Origin of the sequence: Agrobacterium sp. AGB01, assembly GCF_014851585.1 — a bacterium.
In the GTDB taxonomy this organism is placed as follows: Bacteria; Pseudomonadota; Alphaproteobacteria; order Rhizobiales; family Rhizobiaceae; genus Agrobacterium.
In genome coordinates, this window is sequence record NZ_JACVAB010000010.1 from 85,210 (window position 1) to 111,964 (window position 26,755).

Here is a 26,755-nt window from a genome sequence, read left to right on the forward strand (position 1 = left end):
CCGCCTTGTTGGCGTGCGCCGCTGAAAATCAGGGAATGCGTGCCAAGGTCCATGGGATCAATCTGCCAGCCTCTGCTCAACCAGCCGTACCCAGTACGAAACGCCGTAAGGAATAACTTCGTCGTTGAAGTCATAGGCAGGGTTATGAAGGCCTGCAGTTTCACCATTACCAATGAAGATAAAGGCGCCGGGACGTTCCTTCAACATGTAGGAAAAGTCCTCCCCTGCCATCGAAGGATCGACCTCGGCATTCACATTGGTATCGCCAACGATCTGGCGTGCAACCGCTGCGGCATGATCCGTCTCAGCTGCATGGTTGAAAGTGACCGGGCAGGCACGCTCATACTCTAAATCCGCCGTTGCACCATGCGCAGCGACAAGGCCTTCCACCACCTGATGGATACGTTTTTCCGCCAGATCCCGAACCGTCTCATCCAATGTGCGCACCGTACCAGCCAGCACCGCCTCGTTGGGAATGATATTGAAGCTGGATCCGGACTGAAACTTGGTGACCGACACGACAATGGAGCGCACAGGGTCAGTATTGCGCGACGCGATCAGCTGCAGGCTGCCAACCAGCTGGGCGGCGATGGCAATCGGATCGATGGTGCTGTGCGGTTGGGCGGCATGTCCGCCCCTGCCCTTTACGGTAATGAAAAACTTGTCGGGTGCTGCCATGATGCCGCCTTTACGAATGGCAAATTCGCCAAGTGCAATGCCCGGCATGTTGTGCATGCCGTAAACTTCATCAATACCAAACCGGTCGATGAACCCGTCCTGAACCATAGCCAGCGCACCTGCGCCACCTTCTTCGGCCGGCTGGAAAATCACGGCAACGGAACCGTTGAAATTACGTGTTTCGGCCAGATATTTTGCAGCCCCCAGCAACATCGCCATATGCCCGTCATGTCCGCAGGCATGCATTTTGCCGGATGTCTTCGAGGCCCAAGCCTTGCCGGTTTCTTCCACCACAGGCAGCGCATCCATGTCTGCCCGCAGCCCGATAACACGGTCGCTGTCAACCTTGCCACGGATGATGCCAACCACGCCGGTGCGGCCAATACCGGTCACGATCTCGTCAACACCGAAAGATTTCAGTTTTTCCTCGACGAAGGCTGCCGTGTTGAATACGTCGTAGAGAATTTCAGGGTTCTCATGCAGATGATGCCGCCATCCGGTAATTTCTGCTTGCATTTCAGCGGCTCTGTTCAAAATGGGCATGATGAAAATTCCCGGGCCTTCAATATAAAAGTGTGAATCGTTCAGTTCGGTTGCGGATAGTGCGCCGCAGTATTGACGTAATCAATGTACTTTGCCATCCCTTGGTCATATATGGTGAATATTGCCAATCCCGAATTGAATACGGGAATTTGAGGACACGTCTTGCCACACGCACACAGATCACCTGCAGCACGCCGTCTAATGACGGCTCTGGTCGCCGCTTCTACCGGCCTGATGGCAATTGCCACAACAGCACAGGCAAACCCCAAAATGGTGGTGGACGTCAAAAGTGGCAAGGTCATCGCTCATGAAGAAGCGTTCCGCAAATGGTACCCGGCATCACTGACCAAGCTGATGACCGCCTACATAGCGTTCAGCGCCATGAAGTCCGGCAAGATCAGCCCTGAAACGGAAGTGATCGTCAGCAAACGCGCGGCCGATCAGCCCGCCAGCAAGATGTATTTCAAGCCCGGCCAGAAACTGACCATGGACAGCGCGCTCAAGCTGCTGCTGATCAAATCCGCCAACGATGTCGCCGTAGCCATTGCCGAAAGACTGGGTGGCACCAACGAAAACTTCGTGGCGCAGATGAACGCGCAGGCTGCACGGCTTGGCATGTCTTCGACCCATTTCATCAATCCGAATGGTCTGCCCGGCAAAGGCCAGTACACCACGGCCCGCGACCTTGCCGTGCTGGCGCTGATCCTCAAGCGTGAATTCCCTGAATATGCCGGTTATTTCTCGCTGGAAGGCGTGACCACCGGCAAGAAAAACTATGCCAACTACAACATGCTGGTCGGCCGCTTCGATGGCGCTGATGGCATGAAGACCGGCTTTATCTGTGCCTCTGGTTTCAATCAGGTATCGTCTGCAACACGTAACGGCCGCTCGGTGATCTCGGTGGTGCTTGGCGCAGACAGTCTCGGCGGCCGCACTGATGCATCGGCAGACCTGCTGCAGTTGGGCCTGACCTCATCCTCTGGCGCGGGAACCTCCATTGCGTCGCTCGCTGCCTATGGCCAGGGACAGGATGTCGTCACCGACATCAGCGCGGAAATCTGTAATCCCAAAGCCCAGAAGGTGCGCAGCGAAGGCCGCGACGATGCCGGGCGCATGATTACCCACTCGCCTTACATTCAGGAAATGACACGCCCACCGCAATATTCCTTTGCTGGACTCATTCCAGGCAGCGAAACCGTTGCTGCCAACGACACCAAGAGCAGTGCAGTCAATGTTCCCATCCCGATCCCGCGTCCGTCATTCTGACTGAGCGCACAAGACAACATCGTATCATGGCACAGACACGCATTCCCGTTTCGATCATCACCGGTTTCCTCGGAGCCGGTAAATCAACGCTGCTCAACCACCTGCTGAAAGATCCTGTGATGCAGGATGCCGCCATCATCATCAATGAATTTGGTGATGTCAGCATCGATCACATGCTGGTTGAATCCTCCAGCGATGCGATTGTCGAACTGGCCGATGGCTGCCTGTGCTGCACCGTGCGCGGTGAACTGGTGGATACGCTTGCCGAACTGATGGACGGTATCCAGACCGGCAAGATCAAACCGATCAAGCGCGTGGTCATTGAAACAACTGGGCTGGCCGATCCGGCCCCGGTAATGCAGTCCGTCATGGGCAATCCAGTCATTGCCCAGAACTTTGTCCTCAACGGCATGATCACTGTTGTCGACGCTGCCAATGGTGCACAAACCCTCGACAATCATATTGAAGCGGTAAAACAGGCGGCTGTCGCCGACCGTCTGATCATCTCAAAAAAAACACTCGCCGACCCTGAAAAGCTCAAGCTGCTGATGGAGCGCCTGAAGACGATCAATCCGCGTGCCCCTGTTCTGAATGCGGATGACAAGGCCAACCTGACATCTGCCATTCTCGAGAATGGCCTTTATGACACGACCAGCAAACATGCAGATGTAAGCCGCTGGCTGGGTGAAGAAGACCACGCCCATCACCACCATGAACACAGCCACAGTCATGGTCACCGGCATGAGCATGAGCATGAGCATGAGCATGAGCATGAGCATGAGCATGAGCATGAGCATGAGCATGAGCATCATGGCCACCACCATCATCACGATGTAAACCGCCATGATGATAGCATCCGCTCTTTTTCGATCATTCACGACCGCCCGATAGAGCCTGCGGCTATCGAGATGTTCATCGACCTCTTGCGCTCCGCCCATTCCGAGCGATTGCTGCGCATGAAAGCCATTATCCAGCTGTCGGATAATCCCGATCGGCCTTTGGTCCTGCATGGTGTGCAGAACATATTCCATGCACCGGAGCGGCTTGCTGCATGGCCAGACCGGAACGACCGCCGCACCCGTATGGTGATGATCACCAAGGATCTGCCGGAAGCATTTGTGCAGGATCTTTTTGGCGCCTTCGTCGGCAAACCACGCATCGACAAGCCGGATGCGCAGGCTTTGAGCGACAACCCGCTTGCCATTCCTGGCATGCGGATGTGACGCACCGACTGTCTCATTCAGGGTCGTAATTGCAGCTATGCTCACCCAATAGGGTGAGTATTTTTTTACTTTCCGACCCTATGCTCAACATTCGAATAATCACCTATTCGAAGATAATGCGATGAACGCATACGATGCACTCGATCGGTAATCGCGCATATGACGACAACGGGCTTGAAGACCGTCACATCACAGTCGACAGTCACCGCAGCTGATGCGGCAGCGGGTATCCGCGCCATGTGCAAAAGCGATATCGATGCAGCAGAAACATTGTTCAGCGCCGCCTTTCGCAAAAAAACACCCCCAGCCGGCTCGGAACTGCGCGCTTACATTGCCAGCCTGTTTTTTGACAGCCCACCCTATACGACCGACAATGGCAGCATCGTTCACGACGATGGCAAGGGTAACATCGACAGCGCAATCTTTGCCCTGCCCATGACATTTCACACCGTCGACCGCACGACGGTGGCACGTCTGTTATGCGCCTTTGTCTCTAGCGGTGCCAAAGGGGCACTGGGTGCTGCGCGTCTGGCCCGCAACGTGCGCGCCACCCAGCAGGACATGTGTTTTTCCGACACCTCATCGGCCACCAGTGCGGACCACTGCATTGCCGCCGGCGGCATTATCCTGCCAATACAAAGCCTTGACTGGCACCGGGTATTCCAGCCTGTCTCCGCGCTGGCTCTACGGCTGCAAAAGCGGATAAACCTGCCCGGTATCGATCTGATGTTACCGCTCTGCCGTGTGTTCGATAGGGCACTGGCCAAATGGAAGCCCGGTTTCAGACCGGTCGGTGAATTCGGTTTTCAATGCAAACTTGAGGAGCCATCGGCCTTTTTTGAACATATCGCCCCGATGACTCGCCGTTTTGCCATTCGCCCTGAATGGACGAAAACCGAATTTGACTGGCTGATTGAAAAGGCAAAATTGAACCGTAAACTCGGCAAGCTGCAATGCGGCATCGTTGAGCACCGCCAAGGCACTGTTATCGGCGCCTTCCTGTTTTTCGGCAATAAAAAGCGGGTCGCCACGGTTTTGAACATTCTGTGCCAACCGGGCATGGAACTGGACATGACGCGGGAAATGTTCGCGTTTCTCAATCTCGCCGGTTACGCAACCTCACAGGGCATGGCGCAACCCTTCCTGATGAACGCGCTTGGTCGACAGCGTTTGATGAGTTTCCGGCACCGCGGATATTTCTGCATCAGCACACGTCATGACGACCTGAAACAGGCAGCGCTGCTAGGCGACATTTATATTGGCGGTCTGGCATCCGAACAATGGAGCCGGATGCTGACTGATTTCTAGCCGCCACCAACGCGTCAGAACTCCCGCAGGAAACATGAGGGGGGGTCTCATGCATGCTGCAAACGTTTTTCCCGACGCTGCGCCTGAATATGCGGATCAGGATCAAGCCCGGCATCCAGAAGACGACGTGTATAGTCCTCACGCGGGTTCTCGAAAATCTGCCGCACGGTTCCGCTTTCCACCAGTTCGCCTGATTTCATCACCATCACATGGTCGGCAAAGTCCCGCACTACGGGCAGATCATGCGCGATGAAAATAAACGCGATGCCCAATTCACGGCGCAGCTTGTCCAGCAGGGCGATAACTTGCGCCTGTATCGACACGTCAAGCGCCGACACGGCTTCATCACATACGATGAGTTCCGGTTCCAAGGCGAGTGCGCGGGCAATGGCAATACGCTGGCGTTGGCCGCCAGAAAATTGGTGCGGATAACGATCGGCATGGGATGCAGAAAGACCAACCTGCAGCAGCAATTCTTCAACGCGTGCCCGCCATTTGTTTTTCGGCAGGATTTCCGGATGGATGACCCAGGCCTCCGAGATGAGCTGATAGACGGACATGCGCGGGTTCAGCGACTGCGTCGGATCCTGAAACACCATCTGCAACTGCCGGCGCAGACTATAAAGCTCCTTCTTCGGCATGGTCAGCAGGTCACGCCCTTTCCATAGTGCCTTGCCGGAATCCGCATCTTCCAACCGCAGCAAAGCCCGCGCCAGCGTCGACTTGCCAGAGCCGCTTTCGCCAACCACAGCCATGGTTTCACCTGGCATGAGGTTGAAGGAAACACCTTTCAGCGCATGAAAGGCACCATAGGTCTTGTAGAGGTTTTCGACCTTTAACAACGGTTCGCCGGTGGCAACAGGTTCATGCATTTCACCCTGACCGGGAGCGGCTGAAATCAGCTTCTTGGTGTAGGGATGGCGTGGGTTGTGATAGACCTCATCAGGTGTTCCCGTTTCCACGATCTCACCGGAATTCATGACAACCACACGGTCTGCAATTTCCGCCACGACGCCAAGGTCGTGGGTGATCAGCAGCAGGCCCATGCCGGTTTCTTTCTGCAACTCACCCAGCAGCGCCAGAACCTCGGCCTGAACAGTTACGTCAAGCGCCGTTGTCGGTTCATCGGCAATGACGATATCCGGCTTCATCGCCAAAGCCATGGCAATCATCAGGCGTTGCCGCTGGCCGCCGGAAAACTGGTGCGGATATTTACCCATGGCGGTTTCAGGAGATGGCAGGCCAACGCGCTTCAACAATTCCAGTGCCCGTGCCCGGGCCGCATCCGCGTCCACACCATGAATGCGCATGACTTCGACGATCTGCCAGCCAACCGTGTAAACCGGATTGAGATGGCTGAGCGGATCCTGAAACACCATGGCGATCCGTTTGCCATTGATGCGCTTGCGCGCATCGTCAGTCATTTTCAGCAGGTCCTGTCCGGCAAACAGGATTTCACCACTGGTAATTTCCGCCGGTGGCATGTCCAGCAGGTTCATGATTGTCGACGCGGAAACCGATTTGCCGGATCCGCTTTCGCCGAGAATGGCAAGCGTTTCACCACGGTCCAGATGCCAGCTGATATTGCGTACCGCCTGCACGGTGCCAGTCGCCGTATGAAACTGGACAGACAGATTGCGAACCTCGAGAAGATGTTCAGCCATTTTTCTTGCCTCCGATTTCAAGTCTCCAGCGCTGCACAGGATCAAGCACGATGCGCATCCAGTTGGAAAGGAGATTGAGCGACAGGGTGGTGAGGATGATTGCCAGGCCTGGCCAGAAGGCCAGCCACCAGGCATTGGTCAAATATTGTTTGCCCTGCGCGACCATCAGGCCCCAGGTCACTTCAGGTGGTTGGATGCCAATGCCCAGGAACGACAGAGACGATTCTGCCAACATCACAAAGGCAAAATCCAGGGTGGCAATGGTCACAAGTGTCGGAATAACCATCGGCAGGATGTGACGGAACACGATGCGCATCGACGATGCACCCATAACCTGCGCCGCCTGCACGAACATGCGCTGGCGAATTTCCAGCACTTCAGCACGGGTGGTACGCAGATAGATAGGAATACGGGTGATCGCGAGAACAATAACGATATTACCGACCGAAGGCGCCAGCATGTAGAGAACTATCACGGCCAGCAGCAGTGACGGGAACGACATGATGACATCCGCCAGACGCATGATGACATTCGACACGCGTGGCGAGGAATAACCGGCAACCAGCCCCAGAAGTGCGCCAATCACGCTCGAGCAGATTACGGCAGCAGCCGCGATCATCAGCGTGTTCTGTGCCGCAACAACAATGCGTGCCAGAAGCGAGCGGCCAAGCGCGTCTGCGCCCAAAAACAGCAGCCAGCCATTTTCCAGCGAAAACGGTGGCAGGTTACGTGCCCGCAGGTTCTGCGCAACGGCCGCATCTCTCAGCAGCATTGGACCGAAGATCGCGCAGAATGTCGCGAGGATCAGGAACAGGGCAGCAAAGAACGCGAACTTGTCACGCCACAACATGCCAAGCAGCACCGAAGCCTTGTTGCGAGGTTTGGCTGAAACAGCCTGCACATTTGGAAGAGTATTGGTCATGGACATGGCCTTCAGGTCCGCAAACGAGGATCGAGCAAGCTGTAGATGATGTCGATCAGCAGGTTCATGATGAAGATGGCGAGTGCCGTGACCATGATCGCGGCAAGGATGACATTGAAGTCGCGCTGCAGGATGGAATCGATCATCAGCTTGCCGACACCGGGGAAACCAAAAATCGTTTCAACAATCACCGCACCGTTCAACATCGCTGCGGCCTGATCGCCGATAACGGTGATGACCGGCAGCATGGCGTTGCGCAGTGTATGAACGAAAATGATGGAGCGGTTACCGACACCCTTGGCGCGGGCAGTCTTGACGTAAGCCGAACCGAAGGCCGTCAGCATCGAGCCACGCACCACCTGAAGAATGAGGCCGAACGGGCGAATGAACAGCACGGCAATCGGCAGGATCCAGTGCCAGATCGTACCGGTTCCAGAGGTTGGCACCCAACCGAGCGTCACCGAAAATACCACGATGCCAACGATGGCAATCCAGAAATCAGGCGCAGAAGCACCGATCAACGACAGCAGTGAGACAAGCCGGTCAAATACACCGCCGGGACGGAAAGCCGCCAGTGAACCAATGACAATTGCCGCAACAGTCACAAGTATGATGGTGATGAGTGCAAGCTGCAACGTCCAGGTAAAGGCTTCCAGCACCACATCGATGGCGGGACGTGCCTTGCGGATGGATTCACCAAAATCAAGCTGCATCACATCGCGCACATAACGCGCAAACTGCTCGATCAGAGGATCGTTCAAACCATGCAATTCACGGAACTTGTCGAGCATTTCCTGACTGGCATCGATCGGCAGGAACAAGGCCGCTGGATCACCTGTCAGTCGTGACAGGAAGAACACGATAACGATAAGCGTGATCAACGAAAAAAAGCTCGCCACGATGCGCGTGAATATCTTTTTTCCCATCGCGTCTACTCCCGAAAGAAACGGAAAGGCGAAGACAATTCTCCGCCTTTCCTGGAGGGTGGAAAGGCTTATTTGAAGCCGATTTCAGACAGTTGAAGCTGCGAGTTGGTCGCGATGGTTGGGGTGAAATCGATACGCGGATTGACGCGAGCGAAACCAACCATGTGGAACATCATCACATCTGCAACGACATCGTTGTAGAGATAGGCAATTACCTTCTTCCAGTCTTCCGTGCGCTTGTCGCCAGTTGCAGCGGTGGCATCAGCAATCATCTGGTCGACCTTCGGGTCGGAGATACCGGACTGACGGCCCTTGCTGTCATACTTGAAGTACATGGAGAACACCGGGTCACCGCGCGAATTGTCGTGCTGGGCAGCAACGAGCTGTGGCCCACGGTTTTCCGGATAAGGCTTGGAATACTGCTTTTCGAATTCGGCCACTTCATACATTTGCAGCTTGGTTTTGAAACCGACAGCTTCAAACATCTGCTGGGCAGCTTCCAGAACTTCAACGACGTTCGGGAAGTTGTTGGTGCGGCCAACAATGGTGATTGGCGTATCAACGGCAACACCGTCAGCCTTGGCTTCTTCCAGCAGCTTCTTTGCACCTTCCGGGTCAAACGGCAGTGGCTTTACATCCGAGTTCCAGCCAAGTGTGCTTGGAGGCACCATGGCAACGGCCTTGACGGCACCCTTTGGCAGCAGCGTGCCGATGAAGGCGTCGCGGTCCAGTGCCATGTTCAGAGCCTTGCGAACACGAACGTCATCCAGCGGCTTGATGGATGTATCGACGCGCATGTAGAAAGTTTCAGAGTTCAGGTAGCTGAAGTCCATCTTCGGATCGGTGGCATCGAGCTCCGAAATATTAGTTGCCAGATCGGCTTCACCGGCGGCCACCATGGCTGCGCGAACCGCTGGGTCAGCGCGGAAGACATAGGTTGCCTTGGTCACAGCAGGCGCTGTGCCCCAATAGTCGTCACGGCGCTCAAGCGTAATGCTCTGGCCAGCCTTCCATTCGGTCAGCTTGTATGGACCGGTGCCGATTGGCTGACGGGTAAACTCGATTGGCGTTTCCGAAGGAACGATGGTTACCAGCGTCATCAGCAGTGGCAGAATTGGCTGTGCGGGCGTCGCGGTAATGTCGATTGTGTTGTCGTCGACAACCTTGGCTTCGATTTTGGTATCACCGAAATAACGTGGTGTTTCGCACGAGATCTTGTCGCTCATCGCGCGTTCGATGGAGTGTTTGACGTCGGCAGCATCAAATGCCGAACCGTCTGAGAACTTGGCGTCCTTGCGCAGATGAAAACGCCATGTGCCAGGCTGGCTTTCTTCCCACTTTTCCGCCAGTCGTGGCATCAGGCCCTTGTCGCTGCGCACATCCAGTTCGGTCAGCGTTTCGGATACGTTCTGCAGAATGATACGGCCAATGTTCGAGCGCGTTGCCATGCACGGCTCAACCAGATCGACCTCTTCATCCAGAACGACAGTCACATCCTTGGAAGCCTGCGCATAACCGGTCGTGACAACCGAAGTGGCCATCAACATTCCGAGTAAAATCCGTTTGCCTTTCATCTGTTCCTCCCTTTTTGATGCAGCACCTTGCGATTTTCCGCCCACGGCTGCGCTGCAAATGCCGTTACGAATTTTCAAGCTAGATATCGCGCTCGGCCGCAGCCTGCGCACGCCGTTTGAGGCGCCCTCCTCCCGCCACGGCCAGCGTGGACAGGAAAATCACTCCGGCGCCGATCCAGGTTGAAAAACCTGCGACCTCGCCAAACAGAACCCAAGCCATGACCGCAACAAATGGCAGACGCAGGAAATCCATAGGCGCAATATGCGACGCCTCTGCCATGCTGAAGGCCTTGGTCATCAGTGTCATGTTGATCGCACCCATCACACCTTGCAGCGCAAGCAACAAAAACTGCCGAAGATCGGGCGTCGCCCAGAAGAACAGTGCCGGAATGGCCGCCAGCGGCACGGTGACGATGAGGTTCCAGGCCACCAGCGTTTCCGTATTGTCCTTGTCCGACATGCGCTTGAGCATCAGTTGCACCAGCGCCTGAAGCGCCGAGCCACCCAGCGCAAACAGCAGGGCTGGCGCAACGGCACCGGCGGCACCGGGCTGAATAATGACAAGTGCGCCGAGAAACCCGGTGACCACGGCAAACAGCTTTGTCAGCGTGAAGGCCTCACCCAGCCACAGCCATGCACCAATCATCAGAAAGATTGGCGTCATGAACATGATCGCCATCGCATCAGCGAGTGGCGCTGCGGCAAACGCCACGAAATAACAAACGAGTGCCGCCAGCTTCAAAGCGGCGCGGCTGACGTGCTGGAACCTGTAACCCGATTTCAGAATGTGCGGTCGCGTCGCGATCAGCGGCAGAATAACTGCCAATCCGAAGACACTTCTGAAAAAGCCAATAACGAAGGGATGCACTTCGCCGGCAAGAAGACGGATCACCGCAGCGTCCGCAGCGGCCAGCGCTGCAGCCAGTGCAACGTAGCATGACGCCACCATAATGGTGCGATCATTTCGCTGGACATCCGCCGTAACCATGATTTCTCCCTGTGCATGCTCCCACATTCACCGACACAAACTTGCTACAACATAGACAATTTGTCAATTCGTTCGATATTAATGTTCGAATAAGAATTTTTTCAAAAAAATAAATATATGATATTAAAAAATAAAATTTACTCAAAACCTCGAAATCGACAAAAAACAAAAACAGACATAACTTGACAACATATCAAATTCAGCAATGATGAACGTGAAAAAAGCATCATAGGGAGGATGCGTAAGTGACACCGGAAGAAATAGCCGCCAGCATGGATGGGCGCATCGCCGCATCCGAAGGCGGACTGACGCAGGCATTTCTGCCCTCACCGAAAATTCAGAACCACGCAGCCTTTTTGCGGTTCCTACCTGACGGCACACTTGCCTGCGCATGGTTTGGCGGCACGCTGGAAGGAAAGTCCGACATTTCCATCCACGTCTCGACGCTGGCACCACAGAGCAATCAATGGTCTGAAGCCAGCCAGCTGAGCGACGATCCGAACCGCTCCGAACAGAACCCGATGCTGTTTGTCGAGCCGGACGGTGCCATCAGCCTTTTTCATACGGCGCAGCCTTCCGGAAATCAGGATGAAAGCCGCGTTATCGCAAGGCCGATCTCATTCGAGGGCACGCTGACGGCTGGCAACCCACGCGACATTGGTCTTGCAAATGGCACCTTCATCCGCGCGACCATCGTGGTGCGCGATGATGGCGCTTGGATGTTGCCTCTGTTCCTGTGCAATCCACGCCCCGGCGCACGCTGGACCGGCACTCACGACACCGCAGCCGTCGCCGTCAGCACCGACAACGGCAAGACCTGGAGTGTGACGGATGTGCCCGATAGCTTCGGCTGCGTGCATATGACGATCGTGCCACTGGACAATGGCAGGATGGTCGCCTTCTTCCGTCGCAGGCAGGCCGATTTTGTTTATCGCACGCAAAGCCTTGATGGCGGCAGAAGCTGGTCAGCACCAACTGCCACTGACGTGCCCAACAACAATTCATCGATTGCCGCCATTCGACTGCGGGACGGACGTGTGGCGCTGTTGTGCAACCCGGTATCATCAGCCGAATTTTCGCAGCGTCGTGCATCGCTCTACGACGAGTTGGAAGAACAGGACGATCGGCCGAATGCCGAAGGTGGGATCGTGCCGATCTGGGGTGTGCCACGTGCGCCCGTCACGCTTTGTGTTTCAACGGATGATGGCCACACCTTCCCGACGCGTCGTATCGTTGAAGACGGCACCGGCAACTGCCTTTCCAACAATTCTGTTGACGGACACAACAAGGAAATGTCCTACCCGGCCATGGTCGAAGACGGACAGGGCAACCTGCATCTGGCCTACACCTATTATCGCCGCGCCATCAAATATGTCCGGCTGAACAAGGGCTGGATAGACGGAGAAACTGCATGAGCACACTCGTTGGAATAACCATGGGCGATCCCGCAGGCGTTGGCCCGGAAATCACCATCAAGGCACTGTCCGAAATGAGCCCTGAGGATCGCGCCAATACGCGGGTCTATGGCAACCTCAAACAGCTGGAAGCAGCCAAGGCAGTGCTCGGCATCAATCTGGACCTGACCGGACTTGTCGTTGACGTGGAAGTGGAAGGGGCACCCGTTGCCTGGGGTAAACTTAGCGCCATCTCCGGCGATGCCTCATTCCGCTTCATCGATACTGCCGTGAAAGATTCAATGGCCGGCAAGATTGGCTGCATCGTCACCGCGCCAATCAACAAGGAAGCACTGAATTCGGCCGGCCACCACTATGATGGCCATACCGGCATGCTGACGTCACTGACCGGCTCGAAGTCCGCCTTCATGTTACTGGCGTCCGACCGGTTAAAGGTGATCCATGTTTCGACCCATGTGTCGTTGAAGGACGCCATCAACCGCGCCAAACCAGAGCGTATTCTGGCGACCATCAAGGCCGGAAATGATCACCTGAAACGTATCGGTTATGCCAAGCCGAAGATTGCCGTGGCAGGAATTAACCCGCATTGCGGTGAAAACGGTCTGTTCGGCACCGAAGACGATGAATTCATCGCGCCGGCCGTTGCCCAGGCACGCGCCGAAGGCATTGATGTTTACGGCCCTATTTCGGCGGATACCGTGTTCCACCGCGCCTATCAGGGCGGGTTTGATCTGGTGATTGCCCAGTATCACGATCAGGGTCACATCCCGATAAAGCTGGTGGCCTTCGATACGGCCGTCAACGTCTCCGTCGGCCTGCCGATTGACCGCACCTCTGTCGATCACGGCACCGCCTTCGACATTGCCGGGACCGGCAAGGCCAATCACGTCAACATGAACGCAGCCATCGCCTATGCGCGCAAGCTGATAGCCGGGAAAAATGCACATGGCAAAGTTTGAATTCAGCGGCGTTTATTGCGCAGCAACCACCCCGGTTACTGCGGATGGCAACCCGGACTTCCAGCTGTTTACCGCCCATTGCAAAGCGCTGCTGGACGAAGGCTGCGATGGCGTGGCTCTGCTTGGCACCACAGGCGAGGCAAATTCCTTCGGCCTGAAACAGCGTATGGATATTCTGGAGAAGGCGATTGCCGGTGGCGTAGCACCTGAAAAACTGCTGCCCGGCACCGCCCAGACGGCCATTGCCGACACCATTGAAATGACACGCCATGCCGTTCAGGCCGGTGTGCACGGCGTGGTGTTGCTGCCGCCATTCTACTACAAGGGTGTCAGCACCGAAGGCATCTACCGTGCCTATGCCCGTATTATCGAAGGCGTGAAGGACAACCGTCTGAAAGTGGTTCTCTATCACATTCCACAGGTGTCGGGTGTCGCTATTCCGCATGAGGTTATTGCCCGCCTGCGCAAGGATTATCCCGGCGTCGTTGTTGGCATCAAGGACAGTTCAGGCGATCTGGAAAACATGAAGGCGATGATTGCCGCATTCCCGGATTTCGGCGTGCTGGCAGGTGCCGATCCGCTGCTTCTGCCGCTGATTCAAGCCGGTGGTGCAGGCTGCATTACCGCCAGCTCCAATCTTGTCGCCGCTGAACTTCGTTTCGTGTTCGACAATTGGAATGTGCCGGGCAAGGAAGCCGCAGTCAAAGCAGCACAAGACAAGATCGTCGCCTGGCGCGAACTGACCAACGCCTATGTACAACTGCCGACCGTGAAAACCATGGTTGCTAAACGTCGCGGCGACAACGGCTGGCTGCGCGTCACACCACCGCTGATCGAACTGTCAGACGCAGAACGTGCAGATGTCTGGTCGCGCATGGACGCGCTTGAAAGAGCTTGAGGGAGAACCGCCATGGATGGAATGGCTAGACCGATCACCCTGCATCAACCCAAGCGCCTTGAAATAGGCGCTGGCGCCTCTGCCAAGCTGGGCGAATGGGCCAATGGCGCATCACGCGTTCTGGTGATTGCCACCGAACACACACTTGGTTTTGTCGACAGACTGAAGCTGACTGGCGCGATCACCGTCTTTGCCGACATTCCGCCGGAACCGGATGACAAAGCGCTCAATGCAGCCATTGAAATGGCACGTACCGTTCAGCCGGATCTGGTGGTGGGCCTCGGCGGCGGCTCGGTTCTCGATGTCGCGAAACTCGTTGCCGCTCTCTGGGACGGTCCGCAGGCGCTAGATGACGTTGTTGGCCCCAATAAAGTGGCCGGTCGCAAAACAGCGCTGGCTCAGGTGGCAACAACAGCTGGCACCGGGTCTGAAGCAGGTATTCGCGCGCTGATTACCGACAGTGTCAGCCATTCCAAAAAAGCGGTCGAAAGCCCCTACCTGCTCGCCGACATCGCCATTCTCGACCCGGAACTGACCTGGTCGGTACCACCGGCAGTAACCGCCGCCACCGGCATTGATGCTATGGCTCACTGTGTGGAAGCCTTCACCAATATTCGTGCCCATGACCTGATTGATGGTTATGCGCGCATGGGCATCCAGCTGGTCGGCAAATATCTGGCCCGTGCCGTGGAAGACGGCAAGGATACCGAAGCCCGTGCCGGCATGATGCTGGCCTCCTATTATGGCGGCATCTGCCTAGGCCCGGTCAATACTGCAGCAGGACACGCACTTGCCTATCCGCTCGGTACCCGGCTCGGCCTGCCGCATGGGCTGGCCAACGCCATCATCTTCCCGCATGTACTGGCCTATAATGTGCCGGTGCGGTCAGAAAAAACTGCCGAAGTTCTTGATGCGCTTGGCCTTGCTATCTCCAAGGATCCGGCCGCCGTGCTCACCGCGGCCTATGGTTTCTGCCAGGCACTTGGCGTGGAAATGAAGCTTTCGGTACATGGTGCGCAGCAGGAGCACTTGCAGAACTGGGCAGATGAAGCCCATGCCATCCGTAGACTGATGGATAACAATCCACGGGACATGTCAGCAAAGGATGTGCTGGCAATCTATAACGCCGCATTCTGAAAGCCGCCTGTCAGTCACTTCAAACTCAAAACAGCAAACAAACCCCGGTCAAAAGCCGGGGTTTTTATATGCGCATAACAGAAAGCCTTATGCCCCCTGGGCAAGTTCAGGCCTGCGCCCCTCAAACAATCGGTCACGCGAACCACGAAGGTGCTGGCGCATCAGGTTACGGGCCAGATCGGAGTCGCGCGTGCGGATTGCCTCGTAAATCGCGGCGTGTTCGTCAAAAACATGTCGCAGTCCACTGGCTGAATTCTTCAGCGACAGGCCATGGAACTGCATTCCAATGGCAATATGATCTTTCAAGGCCTCCATGGCCGTTGAAAAATATGTATTACCCGAAGCCTGCGCAATCGACAGGTGGAACATGAAGTCGGCATCTTCGCGGTGCCTTTGCCGGCTCGTTGCATCCTGCAATGCTTCAAGCGCCAGACGAATGACCCGGATCTGCGTATCGCTGTGCCGTTCGGCAGCGCAGGCCGCCGCTTCCGGTTCGACGGTAATGCGGAATTCATAACAGTTTTGCAGATCGGCAATATTTTCCAGTGGCCCGAACCCAAGGGGTTGCTTGACCCCTTGTATGCGCACGAAACTGCCAGCCCCCTGACGCGAATAAACAAGCCCGAGATCGCGTAACTTCTTCAGGGCATCACGCACTACCGGGCGCGAAACCTCAAATTCCGCCGCCAATTCATGTTCGGTAGGCAATCGTTCATCGCTCTGATAGGCGCCGGATTTGATGGCATGTTTCAGCCGTTCAAACACCACCTCGCTCAGGCTTTTACGATGTGAAATCTGCTCCACTGTCCGCATTATTTCACGCCTTCATGTCCCAGAATTTTCTCCGCCACCTGCACCAGTGTTTCCGCATCGCCGAAACCGCCCGACTTGGTGATGAAATGACGATCGCCATATTTGGCAACGGGCAAGCCTGGCATAATCTCACCCAGCAAGGTCAAAATGCGAATACCCTGCTTGTCGAAATAGGCTTCCGCCGACGCACCGCCCGACAGGAGCAAAGTGTCATAACCCGCATCAAGCGCCGCAACCGATGTTGCAAGATTGTCCGCGACTTCAACGGACGACAGTTCCGTTGCACCATCAACCGCCTGAACGAGGGTGAGCGCCGATGAAAGTGGCGCGGCAGCAACGGCTGTTTTCCCAACAGCACCACCTGGCGCAGCAATGTAATTCAGATGAGAAGCCACATCGCGCAAGGTACCAACTTGCGAAACGGTAATCGGATCGCGCGACCCGATGGCAATCAGCAGCTTGTTGCCTTTCACGCCGACACTGTCCTGTCGCGGGCGACCCGATTGTGCCGCCAACGCATTTGCCAGTGACAATGCGCCAACCAAAAGATCATTTTCCTGCAAAAGACCCAATGCCGCCTGCATCGCCTCAACGGTGCTGGTGTCTGGGATGATCGATCTTTCAGCAACGGCCCCCAGCCGACCAGCAATGGCGATAGGTGTTTCAACACCGAAACCGCTGATCATGCCATTGGTCACAACACGACCAAACTCGGGAATGGCAGGCAAAACAACTGCACGCTCGAACTCAAGCGCTGAAATCTCGGCCTCGACATTGCCTTTCAGCCGTGAGTCGACCTTTTTCAAAAGCGCCATGCGGCTGACCAGCTGTTTTTGTGCGAGGGCCACACGGTTGGCGGCTTCATCCGGTGCAATTTCCCGGCTGCGGGTGGTCACGGCAACCACATCTGCGCCGCCAGCAACTGCTTCACCAAGCGCGGCCTGATCGGTAACGACCGCAACGGAATAACCATGAGCCGCGAAAGGAGCGGCGGAATCCAGCGCACCCGTCAAATCATCCGCAACGATCATTAATCTGTCGACTTCAAACTTCATGCTGCTTTACCGATTTTACAAATTTTCTATAAATTGGACTCTCAAAGAGCCGCAATTTCTTTGGTAAATCATCGCATAACGGGAAATGAAAACAACAAAAATTTACAAGTCAAAAACAAATTATCGCAACTTGTGTGGCGGAATGTGACCTAAATGCACATCCTCTAAACCACCAAAATATTGAGGCAGAAAACACTGTATAGCAGCACCGGGCAACGCACAGACCAAGCGCCAGCAATTCCCCACCAAATAGCCAGAGCGTAGAACTAAAAAGGCCCCGAATTTATGGCGTCGGACAGCGCCGGAGAAAAAAGAGGCATTCTATTTAAACTTAAAGAAAACTTCGCAAGCGCGACTTCGGAGCAAATTTCACGAAGTAAAGGAATTGCACGCGACAGCCGAAAAATAAAAATCAGGCAAAGAAAACCATTCTCAAGCGCTCATATTAGCGCAAAAAACTCATTCCCCATATAAAATACAACCCGTAATTTTATATATCAAAAATACCAACCTTGAATTTCCAAATCACCTGGTGACTCGCCACAGAATGAAAAATCTTGAAATATCGGCACGTTAATCACGTTTACAAAATTTTAATCACCTAATCCTTTCGGGTCATTTCTTTAATTAGGTTTTCATATTAGCATAATTAACAAGTGATTAATAACAATGGACATGCATCATTTCGGAGATTCGAAATAATAAACATAATAATAAAGTAAAAAATGCGTATCGCTCAGGGAGGCGTAAATGTTCATGGTATCTTCTAGAATAACTCATGCAGAACGCATAAACAACACATCAGTAACAAACCAGACATTACTTTTAATCGCGGATGCGGATCTGTTTTCCGAATGCCTGGTTGAGGCACTCGGCAAAAAGTTCCCCATGTGTAATGTCATCAGCATTAACCAACCACAAGCAATCGAAGACGGGTATACATCCGATGTGAAACTGGTCCTGCTGTACAGAATTGCTGGCCAGCAGTTGCAAGATGCCCTGAACAACATCCGGGAAAAACATCCGTCAGCATCGATCGGCTTGGTTATTGATGCCGTCGGCATGCTGGAATCCTATCTCAAACAACTGGTTGAAACACGGATCATTGATGGCGTATTGCCACTCAGCCTGAGGCTTGATGTATTCATGGCCGCAGTCGATCTGTTGATCAAGGGCGGAGAACATTTCCCGTCCGCGCTGCTTGGACGTCTTGTTGAGACCAAGTCACCAACCAATTCCATGCCGCATGCCGGCACGCCCATTGGCTTGGCGTCGGCTGCAAAGCAGCATCACCATGACTTCAACGGCCTCACGACACGGGAAGTCCAGATTTTGGATCTTCTGTGCAAGGGAACCCAGAACAAGATCATCGCGGACAAGCTGCATCTGTCGGAAAATACCGTCAAAGTACATGTGCGAAACATCTATAAGAAGATGCATGTGCGTAACCGCACGGAAGCCGCATCACGCTTCTTCGCATTCGACCATGCCGAAATGGCCCATCACGAATGGAAAAACTGAGCGTACTCGTACAAAAGCTGCAGTAGCTTTTGTAGAAACTCCCCTGAGATCGTCACGGCTCAATGAGCTTTTTGTGAAGCAACATTGATCCGCGACACCCCGTTATGCCTGACAGCGGCAAGTATTAGCGCAGGTAGCAGCGAGCCTTCTGGCCAAAACCGCTCGGCGAGCAGGTATAAGGCGATGAGCCGAGATCATTGACCTTGGTAACGGCAACAGCAGGCTCGCTCTCCGCTTCAACGCTTGAGACCAGCGTGACAGACGCCTTGTCATAGGCATAGGACTTCTTCGGTGCGGATACGCGATGACTGACTTCGTTCTGAATTTTCGGTGCGCTGTTATCGGACAGAAGCGGGGTCTCAACGGCGGAACAGGACACAATGGAAAAAGCAACAACGGCAATAGAGCACGCCATTTTGGCAAGGCGCGCAGGGTTCAATGCCCCGGCGCGGTGATGAATAATAGACATATTTGTCCCCAATGCCGCAAAGTGCGGCCAGCTGCGATGCGTTTGCGGCAAACAGCCCGTCAAACACACTCGTGTTGATATTTAACTCATGCACCTCTGACCAAGGCAAGCATGTCACACCACACACAATCGCTCCCGGTGGCCAGCACACCGAACGCCGTTTCAGGCTCGGCACGCACGCTACCCTAACCTCAATCGATTGAGTGAGGCTTGCGCTCTTGCTTGATAAGAAAGGCATTATGTAGGCATGGTTAAAAATACGTACACAATGGGATTAATCAATGTATTTCCCCGGTAATCAATTGTAATATTTCAGAATTTTCGCATTGACGAAAACAAATAACAAAATATGATCTTCTTAAAAGAATAAAAAAATGGCATGAATCAAGTAAAGTCGGCCCACAACAACAAGTAATAAAGCCGCCGGAATTTCAAAAAAATCAAAACGAGCGACACAACTACACGGAAACGGTGCTGCTGTTTCCTGGTAGGAAGGAGTGTGTGTAATGCGTAAGTTCGTTCCCGATAACAATGACTCCAACGTAAACATCTATTCGAACTGGAAACCGGGCCTCCGGGCACTTGTCAATGGCGGCGCAGGTTTTCTCGGTTCACACCTGTGCGAAAGGCTGTTGCAATGCGGCCATGAGGTTATCTGCCTCGACGACTTCTCCACCGGCAGACGCACCAATATTGAACATCTGACGTCCAATAGAGGTTTCACTGTGGTGGAGCACGACGTGCGCAACCCCTATGATCTCGATGTATCTGTCATCTTCAATTTTGCGTCACCCGCATCCCCACCTGATTACCAGAAGGATCCGGTAGGCACGCTTTTGACCAATGTGATCGGTGCCCTGAACGTGCTGGAACTGGCACGTCGCACCGGTGCAACAGTTGTCCAGTCCTCCACATCGGAAGTCTATGGCGACCCTCTTATCAACCCGCAGCCGGAAACCTACTTCGGCAACGTCAATCCCATTGGCCCGCGTGCCTGCTACGATGAGGGAAAACGCAGCGCTGAAACGCTGTTCTTCGATTATCACCGCAATTTTGGCGTCGATATCAAGGTTGGTCGCATCTTCAACACCTATGGCCCGCGCATGCGCCAGGACGATGGTCGTGTTGTTTCCAACTTCATCGTGCAGGCCCTGCAGAACAAGGACATCACCATCTATGGCGACGGCAAACAAACCCGTTCCTTCTGCTATGTTGATGACCTGATTGAAGGTTTCCTGCGCTTCTCGGTCAAAAGCCCAGAATGCTGTGGCCCGATCAACATTGGTAATCCTGCAGAAATTCCGGTGCGGCAACTGGCAGACATCGTCATTGCCATGACCAACTCCAGTTCACGCATCATACACCTGCCAGCCGCAGTGGATGACCCGCAACAACGCCGGCCGGATATTACCCGCGCCAAAGAAGAGCTGAGATGGCAACCGCGCGTCAATCTTGAGCGGGGCCTCGCAAAGACCATCCACTATTTCGATGCGCTGCTCAGCGGTAAAAAAATGGCGGAGGCTGTATGAGATGCCCCGCTACATCCTTGTCACAGGCGGAGCCGGCTTCATAGGAAGCCATATCTGCAAGGCGTTATCGCTGTCCGGCATGGTGCCGGTGGCTTATGACAACCTGTCCACCGGCCACAGCGATGCTGTGCGCTGGGGACCGTTGATCACGGCTGACATTGCCGATCACAGCATGTTGCGGGCAACGCTTTCCGAGTTTGCCCCTTCCCACGTCATCCATTGCGCTGCCAATGCCTATGTTGGTGAATCGGTAACCGACCCGCGCAAATATTACCGCAACAACGTGGCCGGCAGCCTGACACTGCTGGAAGCCTGCATGGACCACCATGTCGAAGGACTGGTCTTTTCCAGCAGTTGCGCCACCTACGGCATTCCGGAAATCCTGCCGATCCGTGAGGAAACGCCACAAATACCGGTTAATCCCTACGGCCGTACCAAGCTTATTTTTGAAATGGCACTGGAAGACTATGCCGCAGCCTATGGGCTGCGGTTTGTCGCCCTGCGCTATTTCAATGCCGCAGGGGCTGACCCGGGCGGAGAGCTTTCCGAACGGCATGAGCCTGAAACCCACCTTGTGCCACGGGCGCTTCTGGCCGCCGCACACAAGGTTCCGCAACTGGATGTGTTCGGCAATGATTACGACACGCAAGACGGAACCTGCGTGCGTGACTACATTCATGTCAGCGATCTGGCTGACGCTCATCTCGCAGCGATCCGTTATCTTGTCGGTGGTGGCGAGACTCTGCGTGTCAATCTGGGCTCTGGCCGTGGCGCATCGGTTGCCGAAATCGTCGGTGCCATTCACCGTGTGACCGGCCAGCAGGTACCTGTCCAGTACGGCCCGCGTCGCGCCGGTGATCCACCCTCACTGTTTGCAGATATTGGTCGCGCCAAAGCCGTGCTTGGCTTCACACCATCACGCTCGGACATCGAAACGATCATCCGCACTGCTGCACCGACGTTCGGACTGGAGACCAGCCGATGAGCACGACACAGTTCATCACAACCGTTAACACCCAAAAGGCCAAACATAAGGTCCATGCCACGGTGTCTGACGCACTGTTCGACCCGGTCTTCACCGGGTGGAACCGTATTGCCTATCTGCTGGGTATCGCAGGCTGGCTGGTAACCTTGGTTTATTTCTGGGGCTGGTGGCTGGATCCTGACCACATGCTGTCGATGCCCTATTTCATCGCCGTCAGCGTCTCGGTGTTCTACGTCACCATCCTGCCTGCCTATTTCGTGCTGATTTTCCTCAACGCGAAAGTCGTCAAACCGGAGGCACCCTTGCCCGAGGGGCGTGTTGCCATGGTGGTGACCAAGGCTCCATCAGAGCCCTTCTCGGTGGTCAGAAAAACAATGCTGGCCATGCTCGAACAGAAAATACCGATAGAATACGATGTCTGGCTGGCAGACGAAGATCCGACACCGGAAACCAGACGCTGGTGCGGCGAACATGGCGTGTTGATTTCCACCCGCAAGGGTGTGGAAGCCTATCACCGTGCACAATGGCCGCGCCGCACACGCTGCAAGGAAGGCAATCTTGCCTATTTCTACGATCATTATGGATATGACCGTTATGACTTCGTGGCACAGTTCGATGCCGACCATGTACCGGAAACCGACTATCTCCATGAAATTCTGAAGCCTTTCGCTGATCCCGCCGTCGGTTACGTGTCGGCACCCAGCATTTGTGACGCCAATGCCGACGAAAGCTGGGCGGCACGCGGCAGGCTATACGTCGAGGCCGGTCTGCATGGCGCATTCCAGACCGGTTATAATAACGGCTGGGCACCTCTATGTATCGGCTCACATTATGCCGTGCGCACCAAAGCCTTACGCCAGATCGGCGGTCTCGGGCCTGAATTGGCAGAAGACCATTCCACCACCTTGCTGATGAATGCGGGTGGCTGGCGTGGAGTGCATGCCTTGAACGCTATTGCCCATGGTGACGGACCTTCAACCTTCACAGATCTTGCCGTGCAGGAATTCCAGTGGTCGCGTAGTCTGGTTACAATTCTTCTGCAGTATTCCAAGGACTATGTGCCAGCACTGCCAGCCAAACTGCAATTCCAGTTTCTGTTTTCGCAGATGTGGTATCCGCTGTTTTCCGTTGTCATGGCAGTCATGTTCGTCATGCCGGTTATCGCCCTTCTCGCAGGCCGTCCACTGGTCAATGTCAGCTACCCGGAATTCATGCTGCATTTCCTGCCTTCAATCTTGATGCTGACGGTGTTCACCTTCTTCTGGCGGGCAACCGGAACCTTCAGGCCGCATGATGCACGGCCGTTCTGCTGGGAAACATTTGCCTTCCTGTTCCTGCGTTGGCCTTGGTCGCTGGCAGGTTGCCTGGTCGCCATACGTGACAGGCTCAATGGTTCCTTTGTGGATTTTCGCATCACACCCAAGGGTGGCGAAAAGGCCGGATGCCTGCCGCTGCGCATCGTCGCCCCCTACATTGTGCTGGCCGGCTTCACAGCGCTTGCCATGATGCTGGCGCCGGACAGCCGCAGCACCCAGGGCTTTTACATTTTCGCAGCCATGAACGTGACGGTTTACGCCTTCCTCGTTCTGCTTTTGATGTTCCGACACGCTTCGGAAAACAGCCTTTCGGTATTGCCACGCACATGGGGCAATGCACTCGCAACAGTGTCTTCCTTCATCATCATTGCCAGTGGAGTGGTGCAACTCAACACCCATGGCCTTGGTGGCCTGGAAGCGCTGTCGCACGGCCAACCCTATGTCAGCTTTACCGAAACACGCTTCAACGCTTCCGGTGCAGGCGTTGGTGGTACCAAGACCATAAAGATGAAATTCCGGGTGAAATGGCACGGCATCCAGCCTGAACAGGAAGTGCAGGTAAAGCCGCAGCCCACTCCACCACAATACGGAATCATCATGCTGGCCAAGGCCAGACAGGATGGGTCCCTCGAGAAAGGAAGACTGTCATGAAAACTATAATCAAAAACCTCAGGCTTCCAGTCCTTCTGCTCAGCATGAGCATGCTGACACCAAGTCTGGCGCTTGCCGCAAAAGAGGTCAAAAAATCCCCACAGCTTCTGACAGCATCGGAAGTGGTGAATATGTACAAGGACAAAACCTGGCGCTGGCCAAGTGGCGGCGGACGGTTTGATTCGCAAGGTCGGCGCTTTACCGCAATGACCGAAGAAAACGGCAAGAAGTCCATCGGCGAAGGCACATGGTCAGTCGATAACCTCGGCAAGATGTGCATGAACGCCACTTGGACGACGGACGGCGAGGCCGCCAAGGCAAGGACATGTTTTTCCCATGGCAGGCTTGGCAACGTGATCTACCAGAAGCGTTTGCCAATGGGAGATTGGTACGTGTTTCGCAGTGCCAAACCCAGAGCAAGCGATGAATTTTCGAAACTTGTGAACACCGACAGCGTAACCGTTCAGGCGTTGGCGGCCAAACAGGTCATGTCAGTCAAAAAATAGTTGGAGAGGAGAAAGCCATGAAGAAGCTGAACAAAAAAATCCTGTCCGCAGCGGCTATAGCAATCCTGTTTTCCGCCGCGGCCTACCCGGTGGTCCAGTCACAGGCACAAAATGCCGCAGGCATGACAGCCGCCACCTTGCGTTCCATCACGGACAAACGCCCGACACTGCATGCCGATGGCATAAAGTTCGGTGCCTATGATCCACATGGCGACTTCGGTCAGCAACAGGGTGTAGCGACCGAACACCTCTTCCTGCCCTGGGAAGACGTGGATCTGGATAGTTTGAAAACGGCCGATGCCTATGCGTTGGAACGCAAACGCAATGTGCTGATTACCGTTGAACCCTGGTCGTGGGACGTCAGCTGGCGCCTGACCTCCGATGAGTTGCGGCGGAAAATCCTGCAAGGCGGGTATGACGAAAACATGCACGCCATTGCCCGCATGGTCTCGCAAATGAAAAGCCCTGTCATCATTCGCTGGGGCCAGGAAATGGAAGATAAATCCGGCCGCTTCTCGTGGTCCGGTTGGGCACCGAATGACTACATCACTGCCTACCGTCACATGATGGATATCGTGCGCAAGGAAGCACCCAATGCCAAACTGATGTGGTCTCCAAAGGGTGAAGACGGCCTGCAGGCCTATTATCCCGGCGACAACTATGTCGACTTTGTGGGGCTGTCGGTGTTCGGTCTCGAGGCCTTCGACAAGATCGAACATGGCGGCCCATGGACCTTCGGACAATCCCTCAAAAAGGGATACAGTCTGGTGGAAAAATACAACAAACCGATATGGGTCGCCGAACTGGGTTATGAAGGCAATGATGCCTACATCAAACCCTGGATGAACGACGTGACGTTGAAAACCACCGAGTTCCCCAAGCTGGAGGAAGTCGTCTATTTCAACGACAAGGACGTCCATCCATGGCCGCATAACCTTGGAAAACCCGACTGGCGCGTGGTGCGCAACGACCAGACCAACTGACGCGTTGCCATGCCAAACCACCCATAAAAAAGCCCCGCACGACAGGCGCGCGGGGCTTTCTGTCTAGGGCGATACAGCCGCAATCAATCCTCTTGGATATGGCTCGTATGCTTGGTGTCGCGCATGCGGATGTAAACGATCAGCGATAGGCCAATCATGATGGTGACGTACCAGAAAAACCACTCTTCATGGCCGAGCTGCTTGAACTTCAGGGCCACGAATTCTGCCGTACCACCAAACACCGTGTTGGCCAGCGCGTAAGGAAGTGCAACGCCAAGTGCACGGATGTGCGCCGGGAACAGCTCCGCCTTAACGACGGCGTTGATCGAGGTGTAACCAGTCACGATCAACAGACCCGCAAGAACCAAAGCGAATGCTGCAAAGGCATTTGTCGTTACAGCCAAAGTCGAGAAAATCGGATAGGTGCACAACAGACCGAGCACACCAAACCCGACCATCAGCGGCTTGCGACCGATCTTGTCGGAAAGCGCACCGGCAACAGGCTGGAACAACATGAACACGAACAAAGCAGCTGTGGTAATTTCCGTCGCACTTTCCTTGCTGAAGCCCGATGTGTTGACGAGGAACTTCTGCAGGTAGGTGGTGTAGGCATAAAAGGCCAATGTACCGCCGGAAGTAAGAGCCATTACCATCAACGCTTCACGCGGATAATGGCGGAACAGGGCCCAGCCACTGGACTTCGGCTTTTCAGCCGTATCAGCCTTGGCATTTTCAAACGACTGCGTCTCAACCAGACCACGACGGATGTAAAACACCGCAATGGCAAGGAAGCCGCCAATCAGGAACGGAATGCGCCAGCCCCACGAGCTGAGCTGTTCCGGCGTCAGCACACGCTGAAGAACCAAGAGAACCGCCAGCGCCAGCAACTGACCGGAAATCAGCGTGACATATTGGAAGCTTGAGAAAAAGCCGCGACGGTTCTTGCCCGCCATCTCGCTGAGGTAGGTGGCACTTGCGCCATATTCACCACCAACACTGATGCCCTGCAACAGACGTGCAAACACCAAAATGGCTGGCGCCGCAATGCCAATGGTCTCGTGGCCCGGCGTAATAGCAATCAACAACGAACCGAGACACATCAGCGTCACCGACAGTGTAAGGCCAGCCTTGCGGCCCTTGCGGTCTGCGTAGGTTCCCATGAACCAGGCACCGATCGGGCGCATCAGGAAGCCGACCGCAAAAACGGCCGCTGCGCTTAACAATTCGGCGGTCTGGTTGCCGGACGGAAAGAAGATCGGCGCAAAATACAGCGTAAAGGCCGAATAAACATACCAGTCATACCACTCGACGAGATTGCCTGCGGAACCGCCAATAATGGATTTCAAACGGGTTTTCTGATCCAGGACTGGAGTACCAGCCGGACTTGATGACATCTTATTCACAGTAACTCCAATTCGTAATTATC

Annotated in this window: 23 protein-coding genes; 13 read left to right on the forward strand and 10 right to left on the reverse strand. The window is 54.8% G+C overall.

Features of this window, described 5'->3' with window-relative positions; all coding sequences use genetic code 11:
- Nucleotides 1-57 precede the first annotated feature (57 nt).
- Nucleotides 58-1,221, reverse strand: coding sequence for a M20 aminoacylase family protein (locus IB237_RS25165; RefSeq protein ID WP_192491489.1), 1,164 nt, complete (start codon nucleotides 1,219-1,221; stop codon nucleotides 58-60).
- 201 nt (nucleotides 1,222-1,422) lie between these two features.
- Here IB237_RS25165 and IB237_RS25170 point away from each other — a divergent pair, with 201 nt between their 5' ends.
- From IB237_RS25170 to IB237_RS25180, 3 genes are all read left to right on the forward strand, one after another.
- Nucleotides 1,423-2,487, forward strand: coding sequence for a D-alanyl-D-alanine carboxypeptidase family protein (locus IB237_RS25170; RefSeq protein ID WP_192491490.1), 1,065 nt, complete (start codon nucleotides 1,423-1,425; stop codon nucleotides 2,485-2,487).
- Between the two features lie 26 nt (nucleotides 2,488-2,513).
- On the forward strand, nucleotides 2,514-3,710 hold the full coding sequence (locus tag IB237_RS25175) for a GTP-binding protein (RefSeq protein ID WP_192491491.1): 1,197 nt from the start codon (nucleotides 2,514-2,516) through the stop codon (nucleotides 3,708-3,710).
- Between the two features lie 159 nt (nucleotides 3,711-3,869).
- On the forward strand, nucleotides 3,870-5,018 hold the full coding sequence (locus tag IB237_RS25180; protein WP_246788303.1) for a GNAT family N-acetyltransferase: 1,149 nt from the start codon (nucleotides 3,870-3,872) through the stop codon (nucleotides 5,016-5,018).
- A 47-nt stretch (nucleotides 5,019-5,065) separates the two neighbouring features.
- On the opposite strand, the gene IB237_RS25185 is transcribed toward IB237_RS25180, so the two are convergent.
- The 5 genes from IB237_RS25185 to IB237_RS25205 all read right to left on the reverse strand — a co-directional run bounded on the left by IB237_RS25185 (nucleotide 5,066) and on the right by IB237_RS25205 (nucleotide 11,092).
- A complete protein-coding gene (locus tag IB237_RS25185; RefSeq protein WP_192491492.1) occupies nucleotides 5,066-6,682 on the reverse strand; it encodes an ABC transporter ATP-binding protein in 1,617 nt (538 codons plus the stop codon).
- Complete coding sequence (locus IB237_RS25190) at nucleotides 6,675-7,532, reverse strand: ABC transporter permease (RefSeq protein WP_246788313.1); 858 nt, start codon at nucleotides 7,530-7,532, stop codon at nucleotides 6,675-6,677. Before IB237_RS25190 ends, IB237_RS25185 begins: the two co-directional genes overlap by 8 nt.
- An 83-nt stretch (nucleotides 7,533-7,615) precedes the next feature.
- The gene (locus tag IB237_RS25195) at nucleotides 7,616-8,530 is read right to left on the reverse strand and encodes an ABC transporter permease (RefSeq protein WP_192491494.1); all 915 of its coding nucleotides are present in this window, start codon (nucleotides 8,528-8,530) and stop codon (nucleotides 7,616-7,618) included.
- A 68-nt stretch (nucleotides 8,531-8,598) separates the two neighbouring features.
- On the reverse strand, nucleotides 8,599-10,071 hold the full coding sequence (locus IB237_RS25200) for an ABC transporter substrate-binding protein (RefSeq protein ID WP_371815411.1): 1,473 nt from the start codon (nucleotides 10,069-10,071) through the stop codon (nucleotides 8,599-8,601).
- Nucleotides 10,072-10,183: 112 nt separating this feature from the next.
- Nucleotides 10,184-11,092 (reverse strand): DMT family transporter, encoded by a 909-nt coding sequence (locus IB237_RS25205; protein WP_192491496.1) that lies wholly within the window; start codon nucleotides 11,090-11,092, stop codon nucleotides 10,184-10,186.
- Between the two features lie 245 nt (nucleotides 11,093-11,337).
- On the opposite strand from IB237_RS25205, the gene IB237_RS25210 reads away from it, so the two are divergent.
- Genes IB237_RS25210 through IB237_RS25225 form a run of 4 tightly spaced genes read left to right on the forward strand, consistent with a single transcriptional unit; the run spans nucleotide 11,338 to nucleotide 15,501 of the window.
- Nucleotides 11,338-12,507 carry an exo-alpha-sialidase gene (locus tag IB237_RS25210; protein WP_192491497.1) on the forward strand — a complete coding sequence of 390 codons (1,170 nt, stop codon included), beginning with the start codon at nucleotides 11,338-11,340 and terminating at the stop codon, nucleotides 12,505-12,507.
- On the forward strand, nucleotides 12,504-13,466 hold the full coding sequence (gene pdxA, locus IB237_RS25215) for a 4-hydroxythreonine-4-phosphate dehydrogenase PdxA (RefSeq protein ID WP_192491498.1): 963 nt from the start codon (nucleotides 12,504-12,506) through the stop codon (nucleotides 13,464-13,466). Before IB237_RS25210 ends, pdxA begins: the two co-directional genes overlap by 4 nt.
- Nucleotides 13,453-14,364 (forward strand): dihydrodipicolinate synthase family protein, encoded by a 912-nt coding sequence (locus tag IB237_RS25220; protein ID WP_192491499.1) that lies wholly within the window; start codon nucleotides 13,453-13,455, stop codon nucleotides 14,362-14,364. Before pdxA ends, IB237_RS25220 begins: the two co-directional genes overlap by 14 nt.
- 12 nt (nucleotides 14,365-14,376) lie before the next feature.
- The gene (locus tag IB237_RS25225; protein WP_192491500.1) at nucleotides 14,377-15,501 is read left to right on the forward strand and encodes an iron-containing alcohol dehydrogenase; all 1,125 of its coding nucleotides are present in this window, start codon (nucleotides 14,377-14,379) and stop codon (nucleotides 15,499-15,501) included.
- 87 nt (nucleotides 15,502-15,588) lie between these two features.
- Here IB237_RS25225 and IB237_RS25230 read toward each other — a convergent pair whose 3' ends face one another.
- Together IB237_RS25230 and IB237_RS25235 are read right to left on the reverse strand one after the other, a co-directional pair.
- Nucleotides 15,589-16,314: a FadR/GntR family transcriptional regulator gene (locus IB237_RS25230; RefSeq protein ID WP_192491501.1), complete on the reverse strand. Its 726-nt coding sequence runs from the start codon at nucleotides 16,312-16,314 to the stop codon at nucleotides 15,589-15,591.
- Complete coding sequence (locus IB237_RS25235; protein ID WP_192491502.1) at nucleotides 16,314-17,369, reverse strand: four-carbon acid sugar kinase family protein; 1,056 nt, start codon at nucleotides 17,367-17,369, stop codon at nucleotides 16,314-16,316. Before IB237_RS25235 ends, IB237_RS25230 begins: the two co-directional genes overlap by 1 nt.
- A gap of 750 nt (nucleotides 17,370-18,119) precedes the next feature.
- On the opposite strand from IB237_RS25235, the gene IB237_RS25240 reads away from it, so the two are divergent.
- Entirely contained in the window at nucleotides 18,120-18,890 is a 771-nt protein-coding gene (locus tag IB237_RS25240; RefSeq protein ID WP_192491503.1) for a helix-turn-helix transcriptional regulator, read from the forward strand.
- 124 nt (nucleotides 18,891-19,014) lie between these two features.
- Here the strand turns inward: IB237_RS25240 and IB237_RS25245 are convergent, their stop codons facing one another.
- Nucleotides 19,015-19,359, reverse strand: a complete 345-nt coding sequence (locus tag IB237_RS25245) for a hypothetical protein (RefSeq protein WP_192491504.1) — start codon at nucleotides 19,357-19,359, stop codon at nucleotides 19,015-19,017.
- Nucleotides 19,360-19,865: 506 nt separating this feature from the next.
- Between IB237_RS25245 and IB237_RS25250 the strand changes: the two genes are divergently transcribed.
- From IB237_RS25250 to IB237_RS25270, 5 genes are read left to right on the forward strand one after another with little or no spacing between them, the layout of a single operon-like run.
- A complete protein-coding gene (locus tag IB237_RS25250; RefSeq protein WP_192491505.1) occupies nucleotides 19,866-20,888 on the forward strand; it encodes a UDP-glucuronic acid decarboxylase family protein in 1,023 nt (340 codons plus the stop codon).
- Nucleotide 20,889: 1 nt separating this feature from the next.
- On the forward strand, nucleotides 20,890-21,873 hold the full coding sequence (gene galE / locus IB237_RS25255; RefSeq protein WP_192491506.1) for a UDP-glucose 4-epimerase GalE: 984 nt from the start codon (nucleotides 20,890-20,892) through the stop codon (nucleotides 21,871-21,873).
- Nucleotides 21,870-23,840: a glycosyltransferase family 2 protein gene (locus tag IB237_RS25260; protein ID WP_192491507.1), complete on the forward strand. Its 1,971-nt coding sequence runs from the start codon at nucleotides 21,870-21,872 to the stop codon at nucleotides 23,838-23,840. Before galE ends, IB237_RS25260 begins: the two co-directional genes overlap by 4 nt.
- Nucleotides 23,837-24,346, forward strand: coding sequence for a DUF995 domain-containing protein (locus tag IB237_RS25265; RefSeq protein WP_192491508.1), 510 nt, complete (start codon nucleotides 23,837-23,839; stop codon nucleotides 24,344-24,346). Before IB237_RS25260 ends, IB237_RS25265 begins: the two co-directional genes overlap by 4 nt.
- Nucleotides 24,347-24,363: 17 nt before the next feature.
- Nucleotides 24,364-25,329 carry a glycoside hydrolase family 26 protein gene (locus IB237_RS25270; protein ID WP_192491509.1) on the forward strand — a complete coding sequence of 322 codons (966 nt, stop codon included), beginning with the start codon at nucleotides 24,364-24,366 and terminating at the stop codon, nucleotides 25,327-25,329.
- Nucleotides 25,330-25,412: 83 nt separating this feature from the next.
- Here the strand turns inward: IB237_RS25270 and IB237_RS25275 are convergent, their stop codons facing one another.
- Nucleotides 25,413-26,723: an MFS transporter gene (locus IB237_RS25275; RefSeq protein ID WP_192491569.1), complete on the reverse strand. Its 1,311-nt coding sequence runs from the start codon at nucleotides 26,721-26,723 to the stop codon at nucleotides 25,413-25,415.
- Between the last annotated feature and the right edge of the window lie 32 nt (nucleotides 26,724-26,755).